At 65.2% G+C, this 20,989-nt stretch carries 21 protein-coding genes; 12 read left to right on the forward strand and 9 right to left on the reverse strand.

What is annotated here, in order from left to right:
- Positions 1 to 33: 33 nt before the first annotated feature.
- Positions 34 to 303, reverse strand: coding sequence for a BolA family protein (locus tag QZZ02_RS14430; protein WP_291845430.1), 270 nt, complete (start codon positions 301 to 303; stop codon positions 34 to 36).
- Positions 304 to 368: 65 nt separating this feature from the next.
- Between QZZ02_RS14430 and QZZ02_RS14435 the strand changes: the two genes are divergently transcribed.
- From QZZ02_RS14435 to cobS, 3 genes are all read left to right on the forward strand, one after another.
- Positions 369 to 983 carry a J domain-containing protein gene (locus QZZ02_RS14435; RefSeq protein ID WP_291845431.1) on the forward strand — a complete coding sequence of 205 codons (615 nt, stop codon included), beginning with the start codon at positions 369 to 371 and terminating at the stop codon, positions 981 to 983.
- A gap of 73 nt (positions 984 to 1,056) precedes the next feature.
- Positions 1,057 to 1,476, forward strand: a complete 420-nt coding sequence (locus tag QZZ02_RS14440) for a hypothetical protein (RefSeq protein ID WP_291845432.1) — start codon at positions 1,057 to 1,059, stop codon at positions 1,474 to 1,476.
- Positions 1,477 to 1,594: 118 nt separating this feature from the next.
- On the forward strand, positions 1,595 to 2,581 hold the full coding sequence (gene cobS, locus QZZ02_RS14445; RefSeq protein ID WP_291845434.1) for a cobaltochelatase subunit CobS: 987 nt from the start codon (positions 1,595 to 1,597) through the stop codon (positions 2,579 to 2,581).
- Here cobS and QZZ02_RS14450 read toward each other — a convergent pair.
- The 3 genes from QZZ02_RS14450 to QZZ02_RS14460 are packed head-to-tail and all read right to left on the reverse strand — an operon-like array spanning position 2,578 to position 5,641.
- Positions 2,578 to 2,919 carry a copper-binding protein gene (locus tag QZZ02_RS14450; RefSeq protein ID WP_291845436.1) on the reverse strand — a complete coding sequence of 114 codons (342 nt, stop codon included), beginning with the start codon at positions 2,917 to 2,919 and terminating at the stop codon, positions 2,578 to 2,580. The two genes, cobS and QZZ02_RS14450, sit on opposite strands and share 4 nt — an antisense overlap.
- Positions 2,916 to 4,295, reverse strand: a complete 1,380-nt coding sequence (locus tag QZZ02_RS14455; protein ID WP_291845438.1) for a copper oxidase — start codon at positions 4,293 to 4,295, stop codon at positions 2,916 to 2,918. The genes QZZ02_RS14450 and QZZ02_RS14455 overlap by 4 nt, the downstream gene beginning before the upstream one ends.
- The gene (locus QZZ02_RS14460) at positions 4,295 to 5,641 is read right to left on the reverse strand and encodes a TolC family protein (RefSeq protein ID WP_291845440.1); all 1,347 of its coding nucleotides are present in this window, start codon (positions 5,639 to 5,641) and stop codon (positions 4,295 to 4,297) included. The genes QZZ02_RS14455 and QZZ02_RS14460 overlap by 1 nt, the downstream gene beginning before the upstream one ends.
- Positions 5,642 to 5,696: 55 nt before the next feature.
- On the opposite strand from QZZ02_RS14460, the gene QZZ02_RS14465 reads away from it, so the two are divergent.
- A complete protein-coding gene (locus QZZ02_RS14465; RefSeq protein WP_291845442.1) occupies positions 5,697 to 5,993 on the forward strand; it encodes a metal-sensitive transcriptional regulator in 297 nt (98 codons plus the stop codon).
- On the opposite strand, the gene QZZ02_RS14470 is transcribed toward QZZ02_RS14465, so the two are convergent.
- On the reverse strand, positions 5,990 to 6,925 hold the full coding sequence (locus tag QZZ02_RS14470) for an FAD-dependent oxidoreductase (RefSeq protein ID WP_291845444.1): 936 nt from the start codon (positions 6,923 to 6,925) through the stop codon (positions 5,990 to 5,992). The genes QZZ02_RS14465 and QZZ02_RS14470 overlap by 4 nt on opposite strands.
- 67 nt (positions 6,926 to 6,992) lie before the next feature.
- Positions 6,993 to 7,862 (reverse strand): flagellin, encoded by an 870-nt coding sequence (locus QZZ02_RS14475; RefSeq protein WP_366511547.1) that lies wholly within the window; start codon positions 7,860 to 7,862, stop codon positions 6,993 to 6,995.
- 155 nt (positions 7,863 to 8,017) lie between these two features.
- Between QZZ02_RS14475 and cobT the strand changes: the two genes are divergently transcribed.
- Together cobT and QZZ02_RS14485 are read left to right on the forward strand one after the other, a co-directional pair.
- Positions 8,018 to 9,916, forward strand: coding sequence for a cobaltochelatase subunit CobT (cobT, locus tag QZZ02_RS14480; protein ID WP_291845450.1), 1,899 nt, complete (start codon positions 8,018 to 8,020; stop codon positions 9,914 to 9,916).
- A gap of 10 nt (positions 9,917 to 9,926) precedes the next feature.
- Entirely contained in the window at positions 9,927 to 10,919 is a 993-nt protein-coding gene (locus tag QZZ02_RS14485; protein WP_291845452.1) for an esterase-like activity of phytase family protein, read from the forward strand.
- Positions 10,920 to 11,772: 853 nt separating this feature from the next.
- Here the strand turns inward: QZZ02_RS14485 and QZZ02_RS14490 are convergent.
- Together QZZ02_RS14490 and rpmB are read right to left on the reverse strand one after the other, a co-directional pair.
- Positions 11,773 to 13,512, reverse strand: coding sequence for an amidohydrolase (locus QZZ02_RS14490; RefSeq protein ID WP_291845455.1), 1,740 nt, complete (start codon positions 13,510 to 13,512; stop codon positions 11,773 to 11,775).
- A 104-nt stretch (positions 13,513 to 13,616) separates the two neighbouring features.
- Positions 13,617 to 13,901 carry a 50S ribosomal protein L28 gene (gene rpmB / locus QZZ02_RS14495; RefSeq protein WP_291845457.1) on the reverse strand — a complete coding sequence of 95 codons (285 nt, stop codon included), beginning with the start codon at positions 13,899 to 13,901 and terminating at the stop codon, positions 13,617 to 13,619.
- A gap of 190 nt (positions 13,902 to 14,091) precedes the next feature.
- Here rpmB and QZZ02_RS14500 point away from each other — a divergent pair, with 190 nt between their 5' ends.
- The 6 genes from QZZ02_RS14500 (at position 14,092) to QZZ02_RS14525 (ending at position 19,653) form a co-directional block, all read left to right on the forward strand.
- Positions 14,092 to 14,904: a DUF3108 domain-containing protein gene (locus tag QZZ02_RS14500; protein ID WP_291845459.1), complete on the forward strand. Its 813-nt coding sequence runs from the start codon at positions 14,092 to 14,094 to the stop codon at positions 14,902 to 14,904.
- A gap of 68 nt (positions 14,905 to 14,972) precedes the next feature.
- On the forward strand, positions 14,973 to 17,726 hold the full coding sequence (locus QZZ02_RS14505) for a helicase-related protein (RefSeq protein WP_291845461.1): 2,754 nt from the start codon (positions 14,973 to 14,975) through the stop codon (positions 17,724 to 17,726).
- A 10-nt stretch (positions 17,727 to 17,736) separates the two neighbouring features.
- Complete coding sequence (locus tag QZZ02_RS14510) at positions 17,737 to 18,063, forward strand: RNA-binding S4 domain-containing protein (protein ID WP_291845463.1); 327 nt, start codon at positions 17,737 to 17,739, stop codon at positions 18,061 to 18,063.
- Complete coding sequence (locus QZZ02_RS14515) at positions 18,056 to 18,505, forward strand: TerB family tellurite resistance protein (protein WP_291845465.1); 450 nt, start codon at positions 18,056 to 18,058, stop codon at positions 18,503 to 18,505. Before QZZ02_RS14510 ends, QZZ02_RS14515 begins: the two co-directional genes overlap by 8 nt.
- A 76-nt stretch (positions 18,506 to 18,581) precedes the next feature.
- A complete protein-coding gene (gene fdxA / locus QZZ02_RS14520) occupies positions 18,582 to 18,923 on the forward strand; it encodes a ferredoxin FdxA (protein ID WP_291845467.1) in 342 nt (113 codons plus the stop codon).
- A gap of 220 nt (positions 18,924 to 19,143) precedes the next feature.
- Complete coding sequence (locus QZZ02_RS14525; protein WP_291845469.1) at positions 19,144 to 19,653, forward strand: CarD family transcriptional regulator; 510 nt, start codon at positions 19,144 to 19,146, stop codon at positions 19,651 to 19,653.
- A 355-nt stretch (positions 19,654 to 20,008) separates the two neighbouring features.
- Here the strand turns inward: QZZ02_RS14525 and QZZ02_RS14530 are convergent, their stop codons facing one another.
- Positions 20,009 to 20,911 (reverse strand): hypothetical protein, encoded by a 903-nt coding sequence (locus QZZ02_RS14530; protein ID WP_291845471.1) that lies wholly within the window; start codon positions 20,909 to 20,911, stop codon positions 20,009 to 20,011.
- Between the last annotated feature and the right edge of the window lie 78 nt (positions 20,912 to 20,989).

A 20,989-nucleotide genomic window follows, 5' to 3' on the forward strand; every position in this document is an offset into this window, starting at 1 on the left:
GGCCGCCCGTCGCGGCCCGGCATCGCTCCTGTCTTATTCGCTCGCGCCGCGCGCCCGGATCACCAGGGCGTGCACCGGGCCCGCCAATTCCTCAGCCAGGAGATCATTGACCAGGCGGTGACGCGCAACACGGCCGAGCCCGTCAAACCGGCTGGCCGTGATGTCAACGGTGAAATGGCTTTGACCGCCGGGCCGCGCACCGGCATGACCGGCATGCAGATGACTGTCATCGGTCACCGAAAGGGCGATCGGCGTCAGGGCTTTTTGCAGCTTGCTCTCGATCCGTGCGGCGACGTCGCCCATATTCTCACCTCTTTGTTCACCGGCTTCATTGCCGCTTTACATACGCATGACCATAATCGGGGATCATGTCTGAAGCCTACAATTACAAGCCGCGGTTCCGGGATATCCGCATCAAGCCGCCCAAGGACAAGCCGGCGCCGGAGGAGCGTGTCTGCGAATGGCCGGGCTGCCGCAAGCATGGCGACAGCCGTGCGCCGAAATCCAATGACCGGCTGAACGACTTCTACTGGTTCTGCCAGAGCCATGCCTCGGAATACAACAAGTCGTGGAATTTCTTCGAGGGAATGAGCGAAACAGCCGCCCAGTCCTTCCGCGAGAGCGCCTCCTATGGCCACCGGCCGACCTGGAACTGGCGCAACACACATTCGGCCTCTGCCAAGGCAGCCAAGGCGAGTCGTGATTTTGCCGACGGGTTCAACGACCCCTATGGCATGTTCGGCGACCGCAAGGATCCCCACAAGGAAGCGCCGCGCGAGAAATCCATGGGCCGGCTGCAGACCAAGGCGCTGGAAACCATGTCGCTCGATCCGGACGTCGATCCGGCCACCGTGCGCAAGCGCTACGCGGAGCTGGTCAAACAATTCCACCCTGACGCCAATGGTGGCGACCGCTCGAGCGAGGAACAGCTGGGTCGCGTGATCGCCTCCTACCAGATCCTCAAAAGCGCCGGCATGGCCTGATACACGCGGGCTAACACTTTTTTTGCCTTTCCGAACCGAGTCTGCGATCGGGCAAGCAATTCCGGGGCGTTTCATGTCTGACAGTTTGGGGGCATCCCTGCCGGTGCGGGTCGCAGCGATCGGTCTTTCAGTGTTCCCGCTTCTCTACATGATGCTGTGGTCGGCGATGATCATCGGCAGTTTTTCCGGCCTGTGGCTTCCGCGCCTTGGCGACCTCGATATCGGCACCGCCATCCTGCGCTCGGACGGGCTCGAAATTGGCGGCTTTTCCGCGATGGCGGTCTGCTGGCTGGCCGGCTTTGTCGGGCTGGTCCTGAACCGACGCGCGGCCTTGTATGCCCTGATCGCCGGCAGCCTGATCCACATCCTTGTCTGGCTGAAGATCACGGACGGGCAGTATTATGCCGGCCAGTTCGGGCTGATTGTCATCCTGCTGGAAATGCTCGCGATCACCCTCGCCCACTTCGTGACCCGCGGTCGCCGACTGATCTGAATCGCTTGCAGTCACCGTCCTTGACTTGAAGCCGCGGCAGGCGTGCGATACCTCGATAGCATCCGATTATACGCACCGCAGCAAATGACGCGTGCGTCCAGCCATAAAGACCGGTTCGATGAGCGATAGTTTCCCCCTCTCCGCGCCTGATGCCAAAGCCGACTGCCAGAAGCTGTTCGGCTTCGATCCGGGCTTTGACGTCGCCATGTTCTCGACGCCGGACGAGCACACACCCATCCTCGATCCGGATTATGTCTTCGACCCGGCCACCACGCGCGCCATCCTGTCGGGCTTTGCCTTCAACCGCCGCGTCATGATCCAAGGCTATCACGGCACCGGCAAGTCGACCCATATCGAACAGGTCGCGGCGCGCCTCAACTGGCCGATGGTGCGGGTCAATCTGGACAGCCATGTCAGCCGTATCGACATGGTCGGCAAGGACGCGATCGTGCTGAAGGATGGCAAGCAGATCACCGAATTCCAGGAAGGCATCCTGCCCTGGGCCCTGCAGCGCCCGGTCGCCCTCCTGTTTGATGAATATGATGCCGGCCGCCCGGACGTGATGTTCGTGATCCAGCGCGTGCTGGAAGCCTCGGGCTCGCTGACCCTGCTGGACCAGACCAAGGTGATCCGGCCGCACCCCTATTTCCGCCTGTTTGCGACCACCAATACGATCGGCCTGGGCGATACGACCGGCCTCTATCACGGCACCCAGCAGATCAACCAGGGCCAGATGGACCGCTGGTCGATCGTCGCCACGCTGAACTATCTGCCGCGCGAAACCGAAAACGCCATCGTGCTGGCCAAGATGAAAAAGCTCGCCGCCACCGAAGAGGGCCGCAAGCAGGTCGCCGACATGGTCAAGGTGGCCGACCTCACCCGCGAAGCCTTCATCAATGGCGACATCTCCACCGTGATGAGCCCGCGCACCGTGCTGACCTGGGCCGAGAACCAGGAAATCTTCGGCGATCTCGGCATGGCCTTCCGCCTCACCTTCCTGAACAAGTGCGACGAACTGGAACGCCCGGTCATCGCCGAGATGTACCAGCGCGTGTTCGGCGTGGACCTGCCGGAAGCCCCGGTGAAGAGCGTGAGCGCGGCTTAGCCCACGCTCTCATCCACCTCGGCGGCGATGATGTGCAGTCCGTCCTCTCCGCGGGTGACCGTGACGATGAGGGCGGCGCCGGGTTGGAAGAGGTCGATATTGACCGCCTCATCAACGGTGAAGGGCATGACCATGGCGCCCATGCCCAGTTCCGGCATGGCTTCGTGGCGCAGGAGGGTGGTGCGGGCGTCGTTGTCAACCGTGCGCACATCCGCCGGGACCACCGATTGCGCCGTCGTCTCGGCCTCATGCATGGCGTGTCCACCGTGATGATCCTGGCCGTGGTGCTCGCTTGCGCTCGTGGCAAGCAAGAGGCTGGTGGCGAGAAGCGTGATCATGGGTGAGGTCCTTGATGGGAGTTGGTGGAGGCCGGCGCATCGATCGTGTCCGGATCAATGCCGTCGCGGGCCAGTTCGTCGGCACGGGCCGGGCGGGCCTCGCCCTCCGGATTGTCATACCAGCCCGGATCGCCATCGCCGTGAAGACGGTCGCGGACCTTCAGGATGGTGAACATGCCGCCCATGGTGATGTAGTCACGCGGGCCGCGGGCGCCGACCATGGGCAGGGAATTGTCCGGCACCGGCATATGGCCCATTTCGATGTGCTGGCCCATCTCGCCCATCCCGTCCTGTCCCATCGTCATGTAGGTGGGCAGGAGAGCGCCGACGGCGCGGTCGATGCGGCGGGCATTGACGCCGGTGAGATTGGGGATGCCATGGCCCATCTGGTTCATGACGTGATGGGTCATGTGGCAATGCATGGCCCAGTCGCCCGGATTATCGGCGATGAATTCGACCGTGCGCGTGGAGCCGGTGGGCACCAGCACGGTGGTATCGGGATGGCGCGCCGAAACCGGGATCACGCCGCCATCGGTTTCCGTGATGGTGAAGGCATAGCCGTGCAGATGGATCGGGTGATGATCCATGGCCGAGAGATTGCCGAAGCGGATGCGGACCCGCTCGCCCCGCTCGGCGATGAGCGGCGATGTGCCGGGATAGCAGCGCGCATTCATGGTCAGGATGTTGAAATCACCCATGGCATTGGGATCGGGCCGCTCGGCACCGGGATGCAGCACCCATTCCGACAGCATGATCGCATAGTCCCGGTCCGGGCGCGGCCCGGCCGGTTGGCGCGGATGGACCACGATCATGCCCATCATGCCCAGCGCCATCTGGGTCATCTCGTCATGATGCGAGTGATACATGAAGGTGCCGTGCTGGCGGAAGGTCCACTCATAGACGAAGGTCTCGCCGGGATAGATGGCGCGCTGGCTCAGACCGCCAACCCCGTCCATGCCCGAGGGCAGGATGACACCATGCCAGTGCACGGTTGTCGGTGCCGGCAGTCGATTGGTGACATAGACCCGCACCCGGTCACCCTCGACCGCCTCGATGGTCGGGCCGTGCGTGCGGCCATTATAGCCCCAGGTCTTCGCCTCGAGGCCCGGCGCAAAACTGTGTTCGACCTCTTCGGGGATGAGATGGAAGACCTTCACCCCGTCGACAATCCGGTAAGGCAGGGTCGCGCCGTCCGGCGTGATCACCGGCGTGTAGTCGCGGCCCGGCCGGCCCGGCGAATAGGTCCGGTCATGCGGAACCGAGGCGCTGTGCGCGCGCGGTGGCACCGGCTGGGCCGAGGCCGACCCGGTGGCCAGTCCGGTGGCCGCCAGACCGGCAGATCCGGCCAGCAGGGCATCGCGTCTGGAGATTCCCATCAATGGCCTCCCTCGCCCCGGGTCGGGGCTGTTTCACCGGCAGTGCTGACCGTCACCATAGCCGGAGAGCCGCCGGCACGGATCTGCTCGAGCGCAATCCGGGCCCGGTGCCAGTCCGCCAGGGCATCAACATAGGCCTGGCCGGTCCGGCTGCGCATCTGCACGGTCGCCATCAGGTCAAAGACGGAGACCTGCATCGCATTATACTGGCGCATCGTCGCGTCCATCAGACGCTCACTGGTCGGCAGGGCATCCTCTTCGATGTGGGAGACGCGGCGCTCGGCCAGGCGCGCCATGGCCTGGACCGCGTCCAGGGCGTTGCGGATTTCATGGGCCAGCGCCGCATGCTGATGGATGGCCTGCTCGGCCCGCAGCTGTGCCGCTGTGCGACGGGCCGCACCGGTGTCGAAAACCGGCAGGGCAAATTCCAGCATCCAGCCGCGCGTCCAGTCGCCATCCTCGCGTTCGAACACCCCGCCCAGTTCGACATGCTCGAGCAGGCTGGCCCAGTTCTCCAGACCGGCCTCCCCGGCCGTCGCCTCGACATTGGCGCGTGCTGCGGCCAGCGGCAGGCTGGCCGTCAGGGCGGCCTCGGTCTCGAGCATCTCCAGGGGCGCCGCGCCCGGTTCCAGCCGGGTCGGGAGCTGGTCGGCTGACACAGCCACACCCAGCTGACGACCCAAAGCGAGCCGGGCCTGCAGGGCCGCGTGTTCGGCTTGCAGATAGTCCAGCTCGGCCTGCTGGGCGAAGACCCGCTCGCGCTCCAGTTCGAGCTCCGGCGCATTCCCGGCGGCGCGGATTTCCTCGGCCACGACCAGGCTAGCTGCAGCGGCATCGCGAATGCGCGCCTGCAGGTCCAGACGCTGCCGGGCTGCCACAGCCTCGACCCAGGCGCGGCGAGTGTCGGCGACGAAATCCAGGGTCGCCAGAAGCGTCTCGGCCCGGCGGGCTTCATAACGGTCCTGTGCGGCGGCTGCCCGCCAGGGAGTCGCGGCAATACCCAGCAGGGACGCGCGCAAATCGACATCCCAGACGCGGCCATGTCCATCCCCCGGCAGGGTCACCACCTCGACAATCGGATTGACCGGGCGGGACTCTCTCACCTGGTCCGCGCGGGCCAGGCCGGCCTCGTTCAGACGGGCCAGAAGGCGGTGATTTTTGGCCAGCGCGAGGGAGACGGCCATGGCCTCGCTGACGGTTTCACCGTCGCGGGGCATGACCGGGTCGGCAACCGGACCGTCCCGTTCGGCGAGACTAGCCATCACGCCAGCCCGCTCGGCCACCGGGTCGACGCTCGCACAGGCCGAGACCAGAAGAAGGCCGGCCAGCACCGGCAAAGCTTTCAAGCGAATTCCTTCCATGCGCTTGCGCTACCATACCCCCCGGGGGTATACAAGTGACATGGTCGACACGCACACACCCCTCACCCCTGCCCGGGAAAAATCCCTGACCCGCCTCAAGCGCATTGAAGGTCAGGTACGCGGCATTGGTCGCATGCTGGAAGACGATCGCTATTGCATCGACGTGCTCACGCAATTGTCAGCGGTGAAGTCGGCCCTGGCGGCGGTCGAGGGCGAGATCCTGCGCGACCATGCCGGCCATTGCGTCGCCCATGCGATTGAGAGCGGCGATGCCGAGGCGCAGAAGGCCAAGATGGACGAGCTGATCGGCCTGCTGGCCAAACACTACCGGCTCTAGGTTTCCAGGATGCGCTCGGCCAGCGCCCGTCCCGAGAGATAGGCGGCCTCGACCCGAGGTCCGAGACACCAGTCGCCAGCCAGCCCGATCCCGGCCTCGCCATCCCACAGGCAGGGCGCCTCAAGCGCCTTGAGGACGCGGGCATAGCGCCAGCGATGGACCTGGCTCAGCCGGATGTCCGGCAGGGCCCCGGCCCAGGATTCGAAGGCGCCCTGCAGCAGGGCAGTCACCGTATCCGATGTCTCTTCCAGATGGGTCTGGCTCCAGCCGGGACCGGCCTGGATGACCCAGTTCTCGCCCCCACCCGAACGCCCCGGCTTGGTCGTGTTGCAGGCGATCCAGGCACAGGGGCCGTCCGAGGCGCGATAAAGACGCGGTGCCTGGTCCAGCGGCTCGGCGAGGCTGAGCATCAACGTCCAGCACGGCGCGTAACGGACCGCGTCGAGACCATCGGCCAGGGGCGTGACACCGGACAGTAGAGCCTTTGCCTGGGGTGCCGGGATCGCGACCGCAAGCTGGTCCGCCTTCAGGTTCTCGCCGCCCTCGCAGGCTATGGCCCAGCCCTCACCCTCGCGCCGAACCTGTTCCACGCGGCAAGATCTGCGGACATCCAGCCCGTCGGCGAGCGGCGCGACCAGCTTGCTCATGCCCGGCGCGCCGACCCACCAGGTGCGCTCGACGCCCAATTGCGCCCAGGGTGCCGCTGACCCTGCCATCGCTGCCCGGTCCAGCCAGGCGGCGAAGCCGGCGTCGCGGGCCGTTACGTACTGGGCACCATGATCGAACGGCCCGTGTTCCGTCCGGCGCGTGGCCAGACGGCCACCAAGGCCGCGGCCCTTGTCGAGCACAATGACCGTCTCGCCGGCATCGGCGAGATGCCGGGCACAGGCCAGGCCAGCCATGCCGGCGCCGATCACGATGGTTGATGTCATGCTGGTCTCTACCGCCGCTCAACCGCCCAATTAGAGCGCTGCACCGATCACGGCAAGCGGCACCGTCCTACTGGAAGAAGCTGAGAATGATGCGGGGGGAGCGATTGGCGATTTCAAGCGCCTGGATACCCAGCTGCTCGCGGACCTGGAGGGCCTGAAGCCTGGCGCTTTCGCGGCCGAGATCGGCATCGACGAGATTGCCGATACCGGCGCTGGTCGCATCCATCTGCTTGACCAGAAGTGTCTTCTGGATGGTCAGCGATTTCAGCCCGACACCGAGGCGGGAGATCGCGGAATTCACATCGGTCATCGAGCTTTCAAAAGCTGTGACATCGGCTGAGGTCGGCTGGGTGACCACGATCGAATTGTCGCCCTGCGGCAGGGTCGCCGCCAGACCGGCATCGAAGATCCCGCCGCCATCGCTCAGATCCTCGGCGGAAATCGTCAGCGTGCTGCCGGGATTGGCACCGATCAGGACGGACAGGTCCTCGCCGCCGCTCTTGAGCAGGTTGAGATCATTGAAACTGGCATTCTCGGCCAGGCGGGTCGCCTGGTTGCCCAGCTCGATGAAGTCGGTCATCAGGCTGCGCCAGCTTTGTTCGTCCAGCGTGGTATCGGTCGCGGCAACGAGTTTGGCGTGCATCTCGACCATGAGATCGGAAATGCCCTCGGACCCGGCCAGGGCGGTTTCGACGACGCCGGTTCCCAGATCAATGGATGTGAGGGCGCTGGCCCGGGACTGATTGTCCGTGCGCATGACCTGGGCCATCGCCCAGACTGTGCCATTATCACTGGCACTGCCTACCTTGAGACCCGTCGCGATCCGGTCGTGCACCTTGGCACTTTCCGATTGCAGCATGCTCATATGCTGCAGCGCTGAGTTCACGGAGGCCATGGAATGAACCGAAAAGGTCATCCTGCCGACACTCGCCACCATCGTTGCGGCCCGGCCGGAATTTTTGCCGATACGGGTCCAAAGACCAGTTTTCCACAATTGGGTTAGCGAGAGGTTGACGCCAAGGCCTGTCACTCACTGGAAATCAATGGTTCCAATGGCTCGATTTCCGTGATCAATCGGCTAGGTTTGCCGCCATGAGCCAGCCGCCTTCCGATCCCGACGCCTTCAAGCGCGCCCTGTCCATCACCACCCGCGCCATTGCCGGCGACCGCGAGCTCGACGTGCGTTTTGGCGGCGAGATTGCCGGCCTGTCGGGTGGACGCATGGTCCTGCCCAATCCGGGCAGCGAACCCTCGCCGGAAGCGGCCGCCGCCGTGCGCGGCCGGGCCGATGCGCTGGCCCTGCGGCTCGCCCATCATGACGAGGCAGCGCATGTCCGCGTGCTGCCGCCTGGCGCGACGGCGCGGGCTATTTTCCATGCGGCCGAGCAGGCCCGTGTCGAAGGCCTCGGCGCCCGCGACATGCGCGGCATGGCCGGCAATCTCGATGCCGCCCTCGCCATGCGCTGCAAGCAGAAGGGCTGGACGCGGGTCGAGGACCGACAGGCCGCGCCGATGGAGGAAGCCCTCGCCCTGCTCGTCCGCGAGCGCATCAGCGGACGTCCGGCGCCAGCGGAAGCGGCGGGCCTGATGGCACTCTGGCGCGACCAGATCGAAAGCGTGGCCAGCCTCTCGCTCGACGCCCTGGCCGAGAATGCAGACGACCAGAAGGCTTTCGCCGACCTGCTGCGCACCGTGATCCAGGATCTCGACCTGTCGGATGAACTCGGCGGTGATCCCGACCCGTCGGAGAATCCCGAGGACGAGGATGAAGGCATCGACCGCGAGGAACGCACCGGCGATGAGTCCGAGGGCGACGACCAGCAGGGCGATCAGCCTGACACGCCCGATGCCGCCGGAACGGCAGGCGATGAGGACGAGATCAACGCCGATACCGATGATGCCGACACCCGTGTCGATGCCATGGATGATGAAGGCGCGGCCCAGACCGCCATGCGCCCGAACTGGCGGCCCGCCAATGACCCCGATGCGAAATCCTACAAGGTCTTCACCCGCGAGTTCGACGAGATCATCCAGGCCTCCGACCTGTGCGACAATGAAGAACTGGAGCGGCTCCGCAAATATCTCGACAACACGTTGAAAGGTCTCGACCAGGTTGTCGGCCGCCTTGCCAACCGGCTGCAGCGCCGCCTTATGGCGCAACAGGAACGGGCCTGGAAATTCGATCTCGAAGAGGGCGTGCTCGACGGTTCCCGCCTCGCCCGGGTCATTGCCGACCCGACCCTGCCGCTGTCCTACAAGCAGGAAAGCGATACCGAGTTCCGCGACACCATCGTCACCCTGGTGCTGGACAATTCCGGCTCGATGCGCGGCCGGCCGATCATGGTCGCAGCCGCCTGTGCCGACATCCTCGCCCGCACGCTGGAACGCTGCGGCGTGAAGACCGAGATCCTCGGCTTCACCACCAAGGCCTGGAAGGGCGGGCGCTCGAAGGAGAAATGGCTAGCCGAGGGCAAGCCGCCGAATCCGGGCCGGCTCAATGATCTGCGCCATATCATCTACAAGGCCGCCGACACGCCCTGGCGCCGCGCCCGGGTCAATCTCGGCCTGATGATGCGCGAGGGCCTGTTGAAGGAAAACATCGATGGCGAGGCCCTGATGTGGGCCTGGAAACGCATGGCCGCCCGCCCGGAACAGCGCCGCATCATGATGGTGATCTCGGACGGCGCCCCGGTCGATGACGGCACGCAGTCAGCCAATTCCGCCGGCTATCTGGAACGCCATCTGCGCGAGACCATCGCCATGATCGAGACCCGCTCGGAAGTCGAGCTCCTCGCCATCGGCATCGGCCACGACGTCACCCGCTGGTATCGCCGCGCCGTGACCATCAACGACGTCGAACAGCTCGGCGGCGCCATGACCGACCAGCTCGCCGCCCTGTTCGAGGAAGATGGCGGCAAGGGTACCGGCTTTTCCAGCGGCCCGCAGGCGATGAACCGCACGGATTTCGCCTCGATCGCCGGACGTGTCTAGGGGGACAGGAATGATCAATCCTCGCGACTGCAAACAGGGTCTGCCCATGCGCTTTTTGAGTCTTCCCCTCCTCCCGCTTGTGTTGGCGGCCTGCTCGCCCGATCTCGACCTGACACCACCCGGCAGCCAGGCCGTGCCACTCTACGACCAATCGCCGGAACGGACGGACCTGGATCGGTTGAGCTATCTTGGCGGGGTCACGCTGACCAACCCGGATGAGCGGTTCGGCGGCTTCTCCGCACTCACCCTGTCGCCCGATGGATCCCGCCTTCTGGCCGTGTCCGACAGCGCCTATTGGATGACCGCCAATATCGGCTGGAACGAGACCGATGGCAGCCTCTCCGTCGGCGCGTTTTCAATATCCCCCATCCTCTCCCGCAGCGGCGATCCGCTGGACGGACGGGCCGCAGACAGCGAGGCCATCGCGGATCTGGGTGGCGGCGTCCATGCCGTCAGTTTCGAACGCGAACACCGGATCAACACCTATGCGCTGGGTGAGGACTGGAGCCGGTTGGACAGCGTCGGCGAAGCCTTTCCGGCGCCGCCGGGCGCCGATGACTTCGTCGATAATGGCGGCATGGAAGGGCTCACTTCCCTGCCTGATGGCGCCCTGCTGGCGGGGATCGAGGGTGGCAGCGATGGCGTCCATCCGCTCTGGCTGCATCGCGACGGAAGCTGGGCCCGGTCCGAGCTGGCCGCCGCACCGGACTATGGCCTGACCGCGCTGGATTATCATGATGGCCATGTCTATGCGCTCGAACGTTTCTGGCAGTCGGGGATCGGCAACCGGATCCGCATCCTGCGTTTTCCGGCCGCGGCACTGGACACGGGCGGGCGCATAGAGCCGGACTTGCTGGGCACGTTGGAGGCCGGAAAGGCGGTCGACAATTTCGAGGGCCTCGCCATCACCGAACGCGGTGACCACACCGTCCTGCTGGTGATGTCCGACGATAATTATAGCCGGTCCCAGCGCACGCTGCTTCTGGCCTTCCAGCTCGACTGAAACCACTCCGCTTCCCCGTCGAGCCGCCTTCCCGCCAGCCGGGCGACGCAAGTGCGTCAGACAGGAATGCCCGGACAACCGGCGGGAAGGCGCGCCCGATGGTCTCCTTTCATGTGTTGAGGTGGTCGACAGGTTTGCCCGCGCCACGACGAGATCGCCTGGCGGTTCGGGCAGTAGAGGGGTGCGAGGTGCCTTGCCGGTGCCTTGCTATGGAATTTGTGTATGTGGCGCCGGGGGCACCTCGCACACGGAGATTTGCTCAGGGCCGTTACCGGCCCCGTCTCGAAACCGGCAGGAACAAACGGTCGAGCTTTGTGCCGCCGTCCTGCCGATGGCCACGCCGGGTCGGGTGGTGGTCAACCCCACCAAACCGGACGAGCTCCGTCCTCCCCACGCCCCCGGATAACCAATCCGGGCCTCAGGTGACGCGGGAACGGGAAGGATTATGGGGCGGGCCGGATGGGGTGCGGATAAGTTTTTGGCGGTCAGGCAATTTCCCTCTCCCTTGGGAGAGGGCCAGGGTGAGGGGTAAATCCCGGTGAGTGCAGGAGGAATCCCCCTCATCCGGCCTCCGGCCACCTTCTCCCAAGGGAGAAGGAAAGGGGTGCGTGGGCGGGGATAAACTCCCGCTTTTCTTCCCGACGACGTGGGAAAGAAAAGATCCCATTTTTCCCGGCCGGAACCCCGCAAAAGCGGGGTGGAGAGCCGGGACCGACGAAACTATCCGGCCAGCGATGAGTTTCCCGTCGGTCCCGGAAGGCGCTGCGCGCCTCCGGGAAAAATGCGTGTGGGTGATAGGATGGACGGCATCCTGCGCCCCCGCTTGCGGGGGAAGGAGCACTCGCCGCTGCACCTATTCGCCGTGATGGAAACTGTCCGGGCTTTCATACACGACCGCGCCATCGACCACGGTCATCCACGGCTCCACGGTGAGAATCTCGGCAACCGGAATGGTCATGATATCGCCCGAGAAGACCGTGAAGTCGGCGCGCATGCCCACCGCGATCGTGCCGAGTTCGTCCTCGCGGAAGGAGGCATAGGCCGGCCAGGCGGTGAAGAATTTCAGCGCATCCTCGCGCGACAGCGCTTCCTCGGGATGCCAGTTCTCACCCTGGAAGCCGGACAGGTCGGCGCGGGCCACGGCAGCGTAGAATTCGATCCGCGGATCGCCCTGTTCGACCGGCGCGTCCGAGCCTCCGGTGATGTGGGCGCCGGCATCGAGCAGGCTTTGCCAGGCATAGGCGCCTTCCAGGCGGTCATCACCCAGGCGGGCCGGCGCGAAGTGCAGATCTCCAATGGCGTGGCTGGGCTGGAAGGAGGCGATCACGCCCAGCTCGGCGAAGCGGGGAATATCGGCCGGATCGATGATCTGGCTGTGCTCGTCACGCCAGCGCGGATCGGCCAGCGCCCACGCCTCCGGAGAGACCTGGTCGCGCGCTTCCTCGACCCAGTCCAGGAAGTAGCGATTGCCGCGATCCCCGATGGCGTGGACATTCATCTGGATGCCGTCGCGCAGGGCCTGGGTGAAGATACCGATGGTCTCATCGGCCTCGGCAATGGCCAGACCGGAGGTTTCCGGCCGGTCGGCATAGGGTTCCAGCAGCGCCGCGCCGCGTGAGCCCAACGCCCCGTCCATATAGAGTTTCACGGCGCGGGTGATGACCCGGCCCTCGGCCACATCGCGCATCCCGCCCGCGGCCAGCGGCGCATAGCCTTCCGGTCCGACCGAGAGATAGGTCCGCAGCGGCAGCTCTCCGGCTTCCGCGAGGCCTTCAATGATCGGCACCATGGTCCAGGGCACGGACATGTCATGGGCTCCGGCCCAGCCGAGGCTGGCCAGACGCCTCGCCCCCTCGGCATAGGTCTCGCGGGCGACCTCTTCAGACGGCGTCTCCAGCAGCGGTGACATGGCGAACATCGCCGTATCGACCAGCAGGCCAGTCGGCTCGCCATCCGCGTCAAACAGGATTTCCCCGCCCGACGGCGCGACACTGTCGCGAGTGATGCCGACGGCCGCAAGGGCGGTGCTGTTGGCGATCAGGGCATGACCGTCGGCGCGGTACAGAATAACGGGATTGTCCGGCGAGACCGCGTCCAGGTCATCCCGGGTCGGGAAACGGGCTTCCGGCCAGTGCGTCTCGATCCAGCCGCGTCCGGCCAGGGTCGCGCCTTCCGGCGTTTCGGCGATCGCCGCTTCGACGCTGGCGACCATGTCGGCGAGCGAGGTGACACTGTCGAGATTGAGCGTGCGTTCGCGCTCACCCACTCCGTAAACATGGACATGACTGTCGGTGAAGCCGGGATACATGGCGCCGCCATTGAGATCGACGAGGCGGGTGTCCTCACCAATCCAGGCCTGGGCCGCTTCCTCGGGACCGGCAAAGGCGATCCGGTTGCCGCGCACGGCAACGGCGCCGACCATGGGCTCGTCATCGCGGGCGGTGTAGATCGCGCCACCCCAGATCACCAGATCGGCCGCGCTCTCGCTCGGTCCTGCCTCATCCGCGGCAGGAGCTGGCGCGATGTCCGCACCGCCGCCGCATCCGGCCAGAGCCAGGACTGCCAGCGAAATCATCCATTTATTGGCGTACATAAGAAAGCCTCCCCGCTTGTCGCGGGGAGGCTATAGTGTGTCAGCAGACACGACAACGCCCGCGGCAGGCCGCGGGCGCTGGACGTCATCAGCTCGTCGGGTGCCTAGGCAGCCAGAGCCTTTTTCAGGTCGCGCTTGATCTTCAGGGCCTTGTCCGAGAGCTTCTCGTCACGGGCCTTGAGGAGGAAGGCGTCGAGACCGCCCACATGGTCCACCGAGCGCAGCGCCTTGGCAGCAATGCGCAGCTTGAAGTTCTGACCCAGCTTCTCGGAAGCGAGCGTCACGTCACACAGGTTCGGCAGAAAACGGCGGCGGGACTTGTTCTGGGCGTGGGAAACATTGTTTCCCGTCAAAACGCCAGTTCCCGTCAGTTCGCAACGACGCGCCATAGTCGCACCTTTCAAATATAAAAATCCGTGCGCACCGGTATTGCGACCAGTGCGAGAGCGGGCGAAATAAAGGAGGCAAGGCGGGCCGTCAAGCTTGCGGCGTTCATCTTGCAGCCGGTTTCGATCAGTTATTGCAGTTGATCGGACAAATGGGTTAGGGCCTTGGGGGCTCGGATCGGGAGAGTATAGCGTGAAAAAGACTTGGATTTTCGGGGCAATGGCTGTCGCAGCCCTGTCCTGTTCCGCCCTCGCATCAGCCGATGACGCCGCCTTGGCGGATTCTGCAGCGGCCAACCAAGGCGTGACGGTCCAGTATGCCGGATCGGTCATGGTCTTCCAGGTCGCCAATATTGTTGTCTCAGGTCAATTCGCCAACGACACCTACCAGGCGTCCGCCCGTTTCACCGCCGCCGGCCTCGCCGCCCTGTTCACGGATGCCGATATCGAGGCCGGTGTCAGCGGCTATCGCGACGGCGGTGCGCTGCGCCCCTGGCACTACAGCCACCTCAATCATGCCAGCTCGAAAAACAGGGTTGTCGCGATCGACTTCCCGGACGGCATTGCGACCCCGGACATCAGCCCGCCCTTCGGCTCTATGGGCGAACCCCCGGCCACCGACGCGGAGCGCGCCGGCGCGGCGGACCCGCTTTCCACCCTGCTGGCGATGGGCCTCGGGGCTGTCGCCCGTGGCGAGAGCCATTGCGCCGGCACGCTGCCGGTCTTTGATGGTCGCGCCCGCTACAATCTGCGCTTCGAGGATGGCGGCTCCGATCGCGTCCGCACCCGGGCCTGGTCCGGCAATGCGCTGGTCTGCCACGCTTATTACGAACCGATCTCCGGTTATGAGGTGGACGAGTTCCCGAGCGAGGACGATGTTTCAAGGCCAATTACCTTTTGGATGGCACCCGTGCATGGCGGCGACATGCATGTACCGGTGCGCATCCGCACCAATGCCGGTTTCGGGGGCGTCACGGTCGTGGCCCGCTCCATCGAGGAAAACTGACCTCTCGCCCTCGGGCCTGCGCGATCAGGATTGCCTAGGTCCGATCAGGTGTGTGAAGGAGTTGCGGCATGGCATCCTACCGCAACGAGCCGGGGCAGATTACCGCCGCCCTGGGCCCGACCAATACCGGCAAGACCCATCTCGCCGTCGAGCGCATGCTGGGCCGTGCCTCCGGCATGATCGGCCTGCCCCTGCGCCTGCTGGCGCGGGAGATCTATGACCGGGTGGTCAAGGCAAAGGGCCTCGGCGCGGCGGCCCTGATTACCGGCGAAGAGAAAATCGTGCCGCCCTCGGCGCGCTATTTCATCTGCACGGTTGAATCCATGCCGGTGGAAAAGCGGGTCGCCTTCGTGGCGGTCGACGAGATCCAGCTCGGGGCAGACCCCGAGCGCGGCCATGTCTTCACCGACCGCCTGCTGCGCGCGCGCGGCACCGAGGAAACCATGCTGCTGGGCGCCGGCACGATGTACAACCGGGTGCGCGAGCTTGTACCCGAGGCCGAAATCACCTTCCGCGAGCGCTTCTCGCAACTCGCTTACAGTGGGCCGGCCAAGCTGACCCGCCTGCCGCGCCGCTCCGCTGTCGTCGCCTTTTCGGCCGAGGCGGTTTACGCGATCGCCGAACTCCTGCGTCGCCGCCGTGGCGGAGCCGCCGTGGTCATGGGCGGTCTGTCGCCGCGCACCCGCAATGCCCAGGTCGAGCTCTACCAGTCCGGCGAGGTCGACTTCCTGGTTGCCACCGATGCCATCGGCATGGGTCTGAACATGGATATCGACCATGTTGCCTTCGCCGAGAGTCGCAAATTCGATGGCCGCAAGCGCCGACGGCTCACCCCGGCCGAGCTGGCGCAGATCGCCGGACGCGCCGGTCGATTCCGCAGCGATGGCACGTTTGGCGAGACCGCCGATTGCCGCGCCTTTGAACCGGATCAGGTCGAGGCCGTCGAGAATCATCGTTTCGCGCCGGTCGAGCGGCTGCGCTGGCGCAATCCCGATCTTGATGAAAGCTCGCTGGAGGCGCTGCAGTTCTCGCTCGGCAAGCCGTCCCGCAATCCGTCGCTGGAACGGGTCGCCGAAGCCTCGGACGAGAAGGCGCTGGGCGTGCTGGCCGGTGATCGCGAGATCCGCGACCGCGCGACATCCCCGGCTGCGGTCGGACGCCTGTGGGATGCCTGCCGCCTGCCCGATTTCCGCAAGGCGACGCTGGACGCCCATGCCCGGCTGATCAAGTCGATCTACATGCATCTGACCGGGCCGGGCAACCGGCTGCCGGATGACTGGATGGCCGGCCAGCTGGAACGCTTCCGCAAGACCTCCGGTGATGTTGACGCCCTGGCCGCCCGCCTTGCCCATGTCCGCACCTGGGCCTATGCGGCGCACCGCGCCGACTGGACCCGCGACCCGGCCCACTGGCGCGGCGTCACCCGCGAAATCGAGGACCGCCTGTCCGACGCGCTGCACGAAAGACTGATGCAGCGCTTCGTCGATCGCCGGACCAGCGCCCTTGTGAAGGGGCTGCGCGATGAAAGAGACTTGCTGGCCGGGGTCGCCAGCAATGGGGAGGTTACGGTAGAAGGCCATTTCGTCGGTCGTCTGGCCGGCCTCACCTTCAAACCCGATGCCGACGGGCGGGACCTGGCGGCGCGGACCCTGAACTCGGCAGCGCTGCGTGCACTGCGTCCTGAAATCAACCGACGGCTGGGAGCCCTGGCGAAAATCACCATGGAAGACCTCACCTTTTCCGATGACGGCAAGATCAGCTGGAACGGCGATGCCGTCGCCCAGCTCATTCCCGGCCCGACGCCCCTCAAGCCCGCCATCAAGCTGATCGGCGGCGATCTTGGCGCGCAGGAGACCCAGTCACGCGCCCGCGCCAGCCTGGAAACCCGGCTTGCCGCCCATATCGAGGCCCAGCTGGCGCCCCTGTTCAAGCTGCGCGAGGCCGGCCAGTCCGATGACATGCCGGGTCTGGCGCGCGGGCTGGCCTGGCGGCTCTACGAGGCCGGGGGGGCCCTGCCACGCCTGACCGTCAGCGATGATGTGCGCAACCTGTCCCAGGTCGAGCGCCGCTCGCTGCGCGCTGCCGGCGTGCGGATCGGCGAGCACATGATCTATGTGCCGGAACTGGTGAAGCCCGCGCCGGCGCGTCTCAATGCATTGCTGCACGCAATCGCGGCCGGACGGACCGATCTCGCCTGGCTGCCGGCGCCGGGCCTGACCTCGGTCGCCAATGACCGCTCGCGCACGCGGGCCGAATACGCCGCCATCGGGTTTCAGCCCTGCGGACCGCGCGCGGTGCGTTTCGACATGCTCGAGCGCCTCGCCGACACGCTGCGTGAAGCCGGCAAGGATGAAGGCCAGGGCTTCCCGCTGACCGCCGACATGACGGCCGTGCTGGGCTGTTCGGTCGAGGATCTGCGCGGCACCCTGACCGAGCTGGGCTATCGCCGCATTCAAAAAGGGCCGGATCCGGACAAGGCAGAAGGCGAGCGCTGGGACCGGCGTCGCCGCAAGCACCCGCCGCGCGGCCCCCGTGTCAATGAGCGTCGCCCGGCAAAGGCTGCCGCCCCGGCGCCCGTCCCGTCCGACAGCCCGTTTGCGGCCCTGGCCGCCCTCACCCTGACCGAAGCACCCAAGCGCAAACCACGGCCCAAGCGCAAGCGGCGCAAGGGCGGCGGCGACAAGGCTGGCGCGGCACCGGTCGAGGCTGCCGCGCAGACGGCGGTCGCCAGTGAGCCGTCTGCCACCCCTGAGAAGGCGGAAAGCCCGACCCAGGCCGACGCCGACACAGCGCGCAAGCCGAAATCCGACAGCCAGGCATGACGGAACAGCGATGAGCGAGATCAGCGACGGCCTGCGGATTGATGTCTGGCTCTGGCATGCCCGCCAGTACAAGACCCGCAGCCTGGCGACGGCAAAGGTCCAGAAGGGTCGCATACGGCTCACCAGTGCCGGTACGACGCGGCGGATCAGCAAGCCGGCCACCCTGGTGCGCGCAGGCGACACATTGACCCTGCCGCTCAATGGACGGATCGTGCAGCTGGAAATCCTGGCCCTGGGCACGCGGCGCGGACCGGCCAGCGAAGCGCGCGAGCTCTATCGCAGGATTGATGACGGCCACCCCCTCGCCGAGGCCCAGACGGAAGCAAGCCATGTTTGAAGCCATCCGCAATTTCTTCGCCTCGGCCGAGGTCGACCTGCGGCCGGAAACCGATCCCCATATCGCGGCCTGCACCCTGCTCGTCGAGGCTGCCCTCGCGGACGGCATCTATGCCGATTGCGAGCAGGACCAGATCCGCGACATCCTGTCCGGCGCCTTCGGCCTGTCGGACGCCCGGGTCGCCCATGTGCTCGAACAGGGCGAGGAACTGGCAGAAAGCGCCATAGACCATCATCGTTTCACCAAGGTGGTGAAGGCCTGCCTGTCGCGCCAGGAACGCATCGCCCTGGTCGAGCAATTATGGCTGGTGGCACTGGCCGATGGCGAGAAATCGCCTTTCGAGGACGCCTTCATCCGCCGCATCGGCCCGCTGCTCGCGGTCGAGGATCGCGACCGCATTTTCGCCCGCACTCGTGCAGAAGCGCGACTGCGCACCCGTTGACAAAAAAGCCTCCGCAGCCCATGTCCCGCCGACGAGCCTGCCCGAGACCCTGTCCAACACCCAAGTTCCGGCCAACATGACCTATATTGTCACCGACGCGTGCGTGCGCTGCAAATATACGGACTGCGTGGAAGTCTGCCCCGTCGACTGCTTCTACGAGGGCGAGAACTTTCTCGTCATCCATCCCGATGAATGCATCGATTGCGGCGTCTGCGAACCGGAATGCCCGGTCGAGGCCATCAAGCCCGACACCGAGGATGATCCGGACGGCAAGTGGTTGGCCGTGAACTCGAAATTCGCCGAGATCTGGCCCAATATCACGCTCCGCAAGGATGCCCCTGCCGACGCCGATGCGATGGCGGAGGAGAGCGGGAAATACGAGAAGTATTTCTCCGAGAAGCCGGGCAGCGGCGACTAGCCGTTCCGGGTTAACCAAACGCTACCGTTTGGAAATCGCCGAATTTTGTGCTATGCTATGGGCATTGATGGGTAGCGCCTATCGCGCCGCCTGCCTTTCTACATGGTGATTTGCGCGCAGTCATATCGATCTCAGAGCCGGGTGGGTGCCGGAATTCCTTTGAGAGCGAGCTGCGAGCTTTTGCGTTTCCATGTCAGCAGGGCCCAACGAGAGAGCATCCATGACGAAAAACGACAAGTCTTTCAAAAAGGGCGACTTTATTGTGTACCCCGCACACGGCGTTGGCCAGGTGACGGGTGTTGAAAAAGACAGCGTGGCCGGCTTCGATTTCGAAGTCTATGTCGTCACCTTCGAGCAGGACAAGATGACGCTGCGCGTCCCGACTGCCAAGACCGAAGCGTCCGGCATGCGGCCCCTCTCCAGCGACAAGATCGTCAAGGACGCGCTCAAGACCCTGAAGGGCAAGGCCAAGGTCAAGCGCACCATGTGGAGCCGCCGGGCCCAGGAATACGAAGCCAAGATCAATTCCGGCGACCTGATCCAGATCGCCGAGGTCGTTCGCGACCTGCACCGCGCCGAAGACCAGCCGGAACAGTCCTACTCCGAACGCCAGCTCTACGAGTCAGCGCTGGACCGCATGGTTCGCGAGCTGGCTGCCGTCGAGGAGATCGAGCACGAGAAGGCCCGCGAAATGCTGTCCGTCTCGCTCGCCAAGAAAGTTGCCGCCTGATCGACCCGGTCAAGCTGCACGACTGATGCGAAACGCCCGGCCATCGGCCGGGCGTTTTCGCTTGGGGTGGGGATTTGCCGGAATTCCCTCATTCCAACCGTCACCCCCAAGTGGCCACAAAGCCGACATACGGGGGGTCGACCACCCGGCTGGCCGCCCTCGTCTCACCATCCTGCTAGACGCGGCACGTGACATGCCCAGGGCCCCTTGTCGGACAGCCAACCGGATTCGGCGGGCTCTCGGCAAACGATGTCGGGAGGGTGAGCGCCCGGGTGCGCAACGCCCATAGATCCGCACTCAATCTCTGCCGGACGCACATCGCGGCCAGCTTGCTCAGGATGACCCCGCCAATCCGTCAACCAAACAGGTCAGCGGGTTCGAGCCCGCGCCGTCCCAGGTAATGCTTGTGCACCGGCCTCGACAGCGTGCCTTCCAGGAGATCAAAGGCACTGCCAAAATCAATCGCGACCCCATTTCGTTTGCGAACCATTTCCCCATAGAATTCTGCCCACGGGCCGGCCCCGATCAAAACGAGGGTGCCGGACAGATCAGGATCCAGCCTGTCTTCCACGGCCTGCAGAAAGTCGGGTGAATCCGGGAGTTCGGAAAGCGGAACCGGATCCGCATTCAACGCCAACAAATCTATGGTCCGTCCCGGATGAAGCGCGCCCAACCGTTTCACGCCCAGTGGACGGTTACTGATGCAGAGCACCCTTTGCGCTGCAGCAATCAGCTCAGGCATATGCCGTGCAACTCCGAAATAGGCATGCGCGGGACCTATCACCTTGCCGTCCAGGGCGCCGGTCCGAGCGTAATCAAACATGGCTGCGATGCTGCGCCAATGACCAGACATCGCTCTCACGGACGCCCTCAGCTTGCCGATGCAGCGTTCCGCCATCTCGGCAGCAGTTGTGGGACAGGGTCGCCAAAGCCCGACAACCCCGACCATGTCGGCCGCCTCGACGGAAGCCACCATCGCATCGCGAAGCAGCGGGAGCCAGGCGTCGCTGACCTGAAACCGGTCTTCGCACATCATGACGGCCTGCTTCAGGACGACCTTGTCCAGGGTGGGCGTTCCCGCCTGGGCCCCGTAGGACAGAAAATTCATTTCACCGTCGCCCATCCGCACGAGCAGATAGGGCGCGCCGGCGCGAAGGGCAGACACGAGCGGAGCGACCACATCCGGCGAGAACGGATCGGCAATGACCTGCAGGCCGAGGGCCCGGTAGCTGGCAGCCAGATATTCAAGGTCCAGCAACTGACTGCGCTCCGCAATCTCGGAGCAGATCACACCGAACTCGGATTCCGGGATTCCATGCCCCAAAACGCCACCCTC

The sequence above is a fragment of the Maricaulis sp. genome, from assembly GCF_015665295.1.
Taxonomy (GTDB): domain Bacteria; phylum Pseudomonadota; class Alphaproteobacteria; order Caulobacterales; family Maricaulaceae; genus Maricaulis.

Coding starts and splice junctions, on each gene's coding strand:
- QZZ02_RS14430 (WP_291845430.1), bottom strand. CDS start 303: ATGGGCGACGTCGCCGCACGGATCGAGAGCAAGCTGCAAAAAGCCCTG.
- QZZ02_RS14435 (WP_291845431.1), top strand. CDS start 369: ATGTCTGAAGCCTACAATTACAAGCCGCGGTTCCGGGATATCCGCATC.
- QZZ02_RS14440 (WP_291845432.1), top strand. CDS start 1,057: ATGTCTGACAGTTTGGGGGCATCCCTGCCGGTGCGGGTCGCAGCGATC.
- cobS (WP_291845434.1), top strand. CDS start 1,595: ATGAGCGATAGTTTCCCCCTCTCCGCGCCTGATGCCAAAGCCGACTGC.
- QZZ02_RS14450 (WP_291845436.1), bottom strand. CDS start 2,919: ATGATCACGCTTCTCGCCACCAGCCTCTTGCTTGCCACGAGCGCAAGC.
- QZZ02_RS14455 (WP_291845438.1), bottom strand. CDS start 4,295: ATGGGAATCTCCAGACGCGATGCCCTGCTGGCCGGATCTGCCGGTCTG.
- QZZ02_RS14465 (WP_291845442.1), top strand. CDS start 5,697: ATGGTCGACACGCACACACCCCTCACCCCTGCCCGGGAAAAATCCCTG.
- QZZ02_RS14470 (WP_291845444.1), bottom strand. CDS start 6,925: ATGACATCAACCATCGTGATCGGCGCCGGCATGGCTGGCCTGGCCTGT.
- QZZ02_RS14475 (WP_366511547.1), bottom strand. CDS start 7,862: ATGGTGGCGAGTGTCGGCAGGATGACCTTTTCGGTTCATTCCATGGCC.
- cobT (WP_291845450.1), top strand. CDS start 8,018: ATGAGCCAGCCGCCTTCCGATCCCGACGCCTTCAAGCGCGCCCTGTCC.
- QZZ02_RS14485 (WP_291845452.1), top strand. CDS start 9,927: ATGATCAATCCTCGCGACTGCAAACAGGGTCTGCCCATGCGCTTTTTG.
- QZZ02_RS14490 (WP_291845455.1), bottom strand. CDS start 13,512: ATGTACGCCAATAAATGGATGATTTCGCTGGCAGTCCTGGCTCTGGCC.
- rpmB (WP_291845457.1), bottom strand. CDS start 13,901: ATGGCGCGTCGTTGCGAACTGACGGGAACTGGCGTTTTGACGGGAAAC.
- QZZ02_RS14505 (WP_291845461.1), top strand. CDS start 14,973: ATGGCATCCTACCGCAACGAGCCGGGGCAGATTACCGCCGCCCTGGGC.
- QZZ02_RS14510 (WP_291845463.1), top strand. CDS start 17,737: ATGAGCGAGATCAGCGACGGCCTGCGGATTGATGTCTGGCTCTGGCAT.
- QZZ02_RS14515 (WP_291845465.1), top strand. CDS start 18,056: ATGTTTGAAGCCATCCGCAATTTCTTCGCCTCGGCCGAGGTCGACCTG.
- fdxA (WP_291845467.1), top strand. CDS start 18,582: ATGACCTATATTGTCACCGACGCGTGCGTGCGCTGCAAATATACGGAC.
- QZZ02_RS14525 (WP_291845469.1), top strand. CDS start 19,144: ATGACGAAAAACGACAAGTCTTTCAAAAAGGGCGACTTTATTGTGTAC.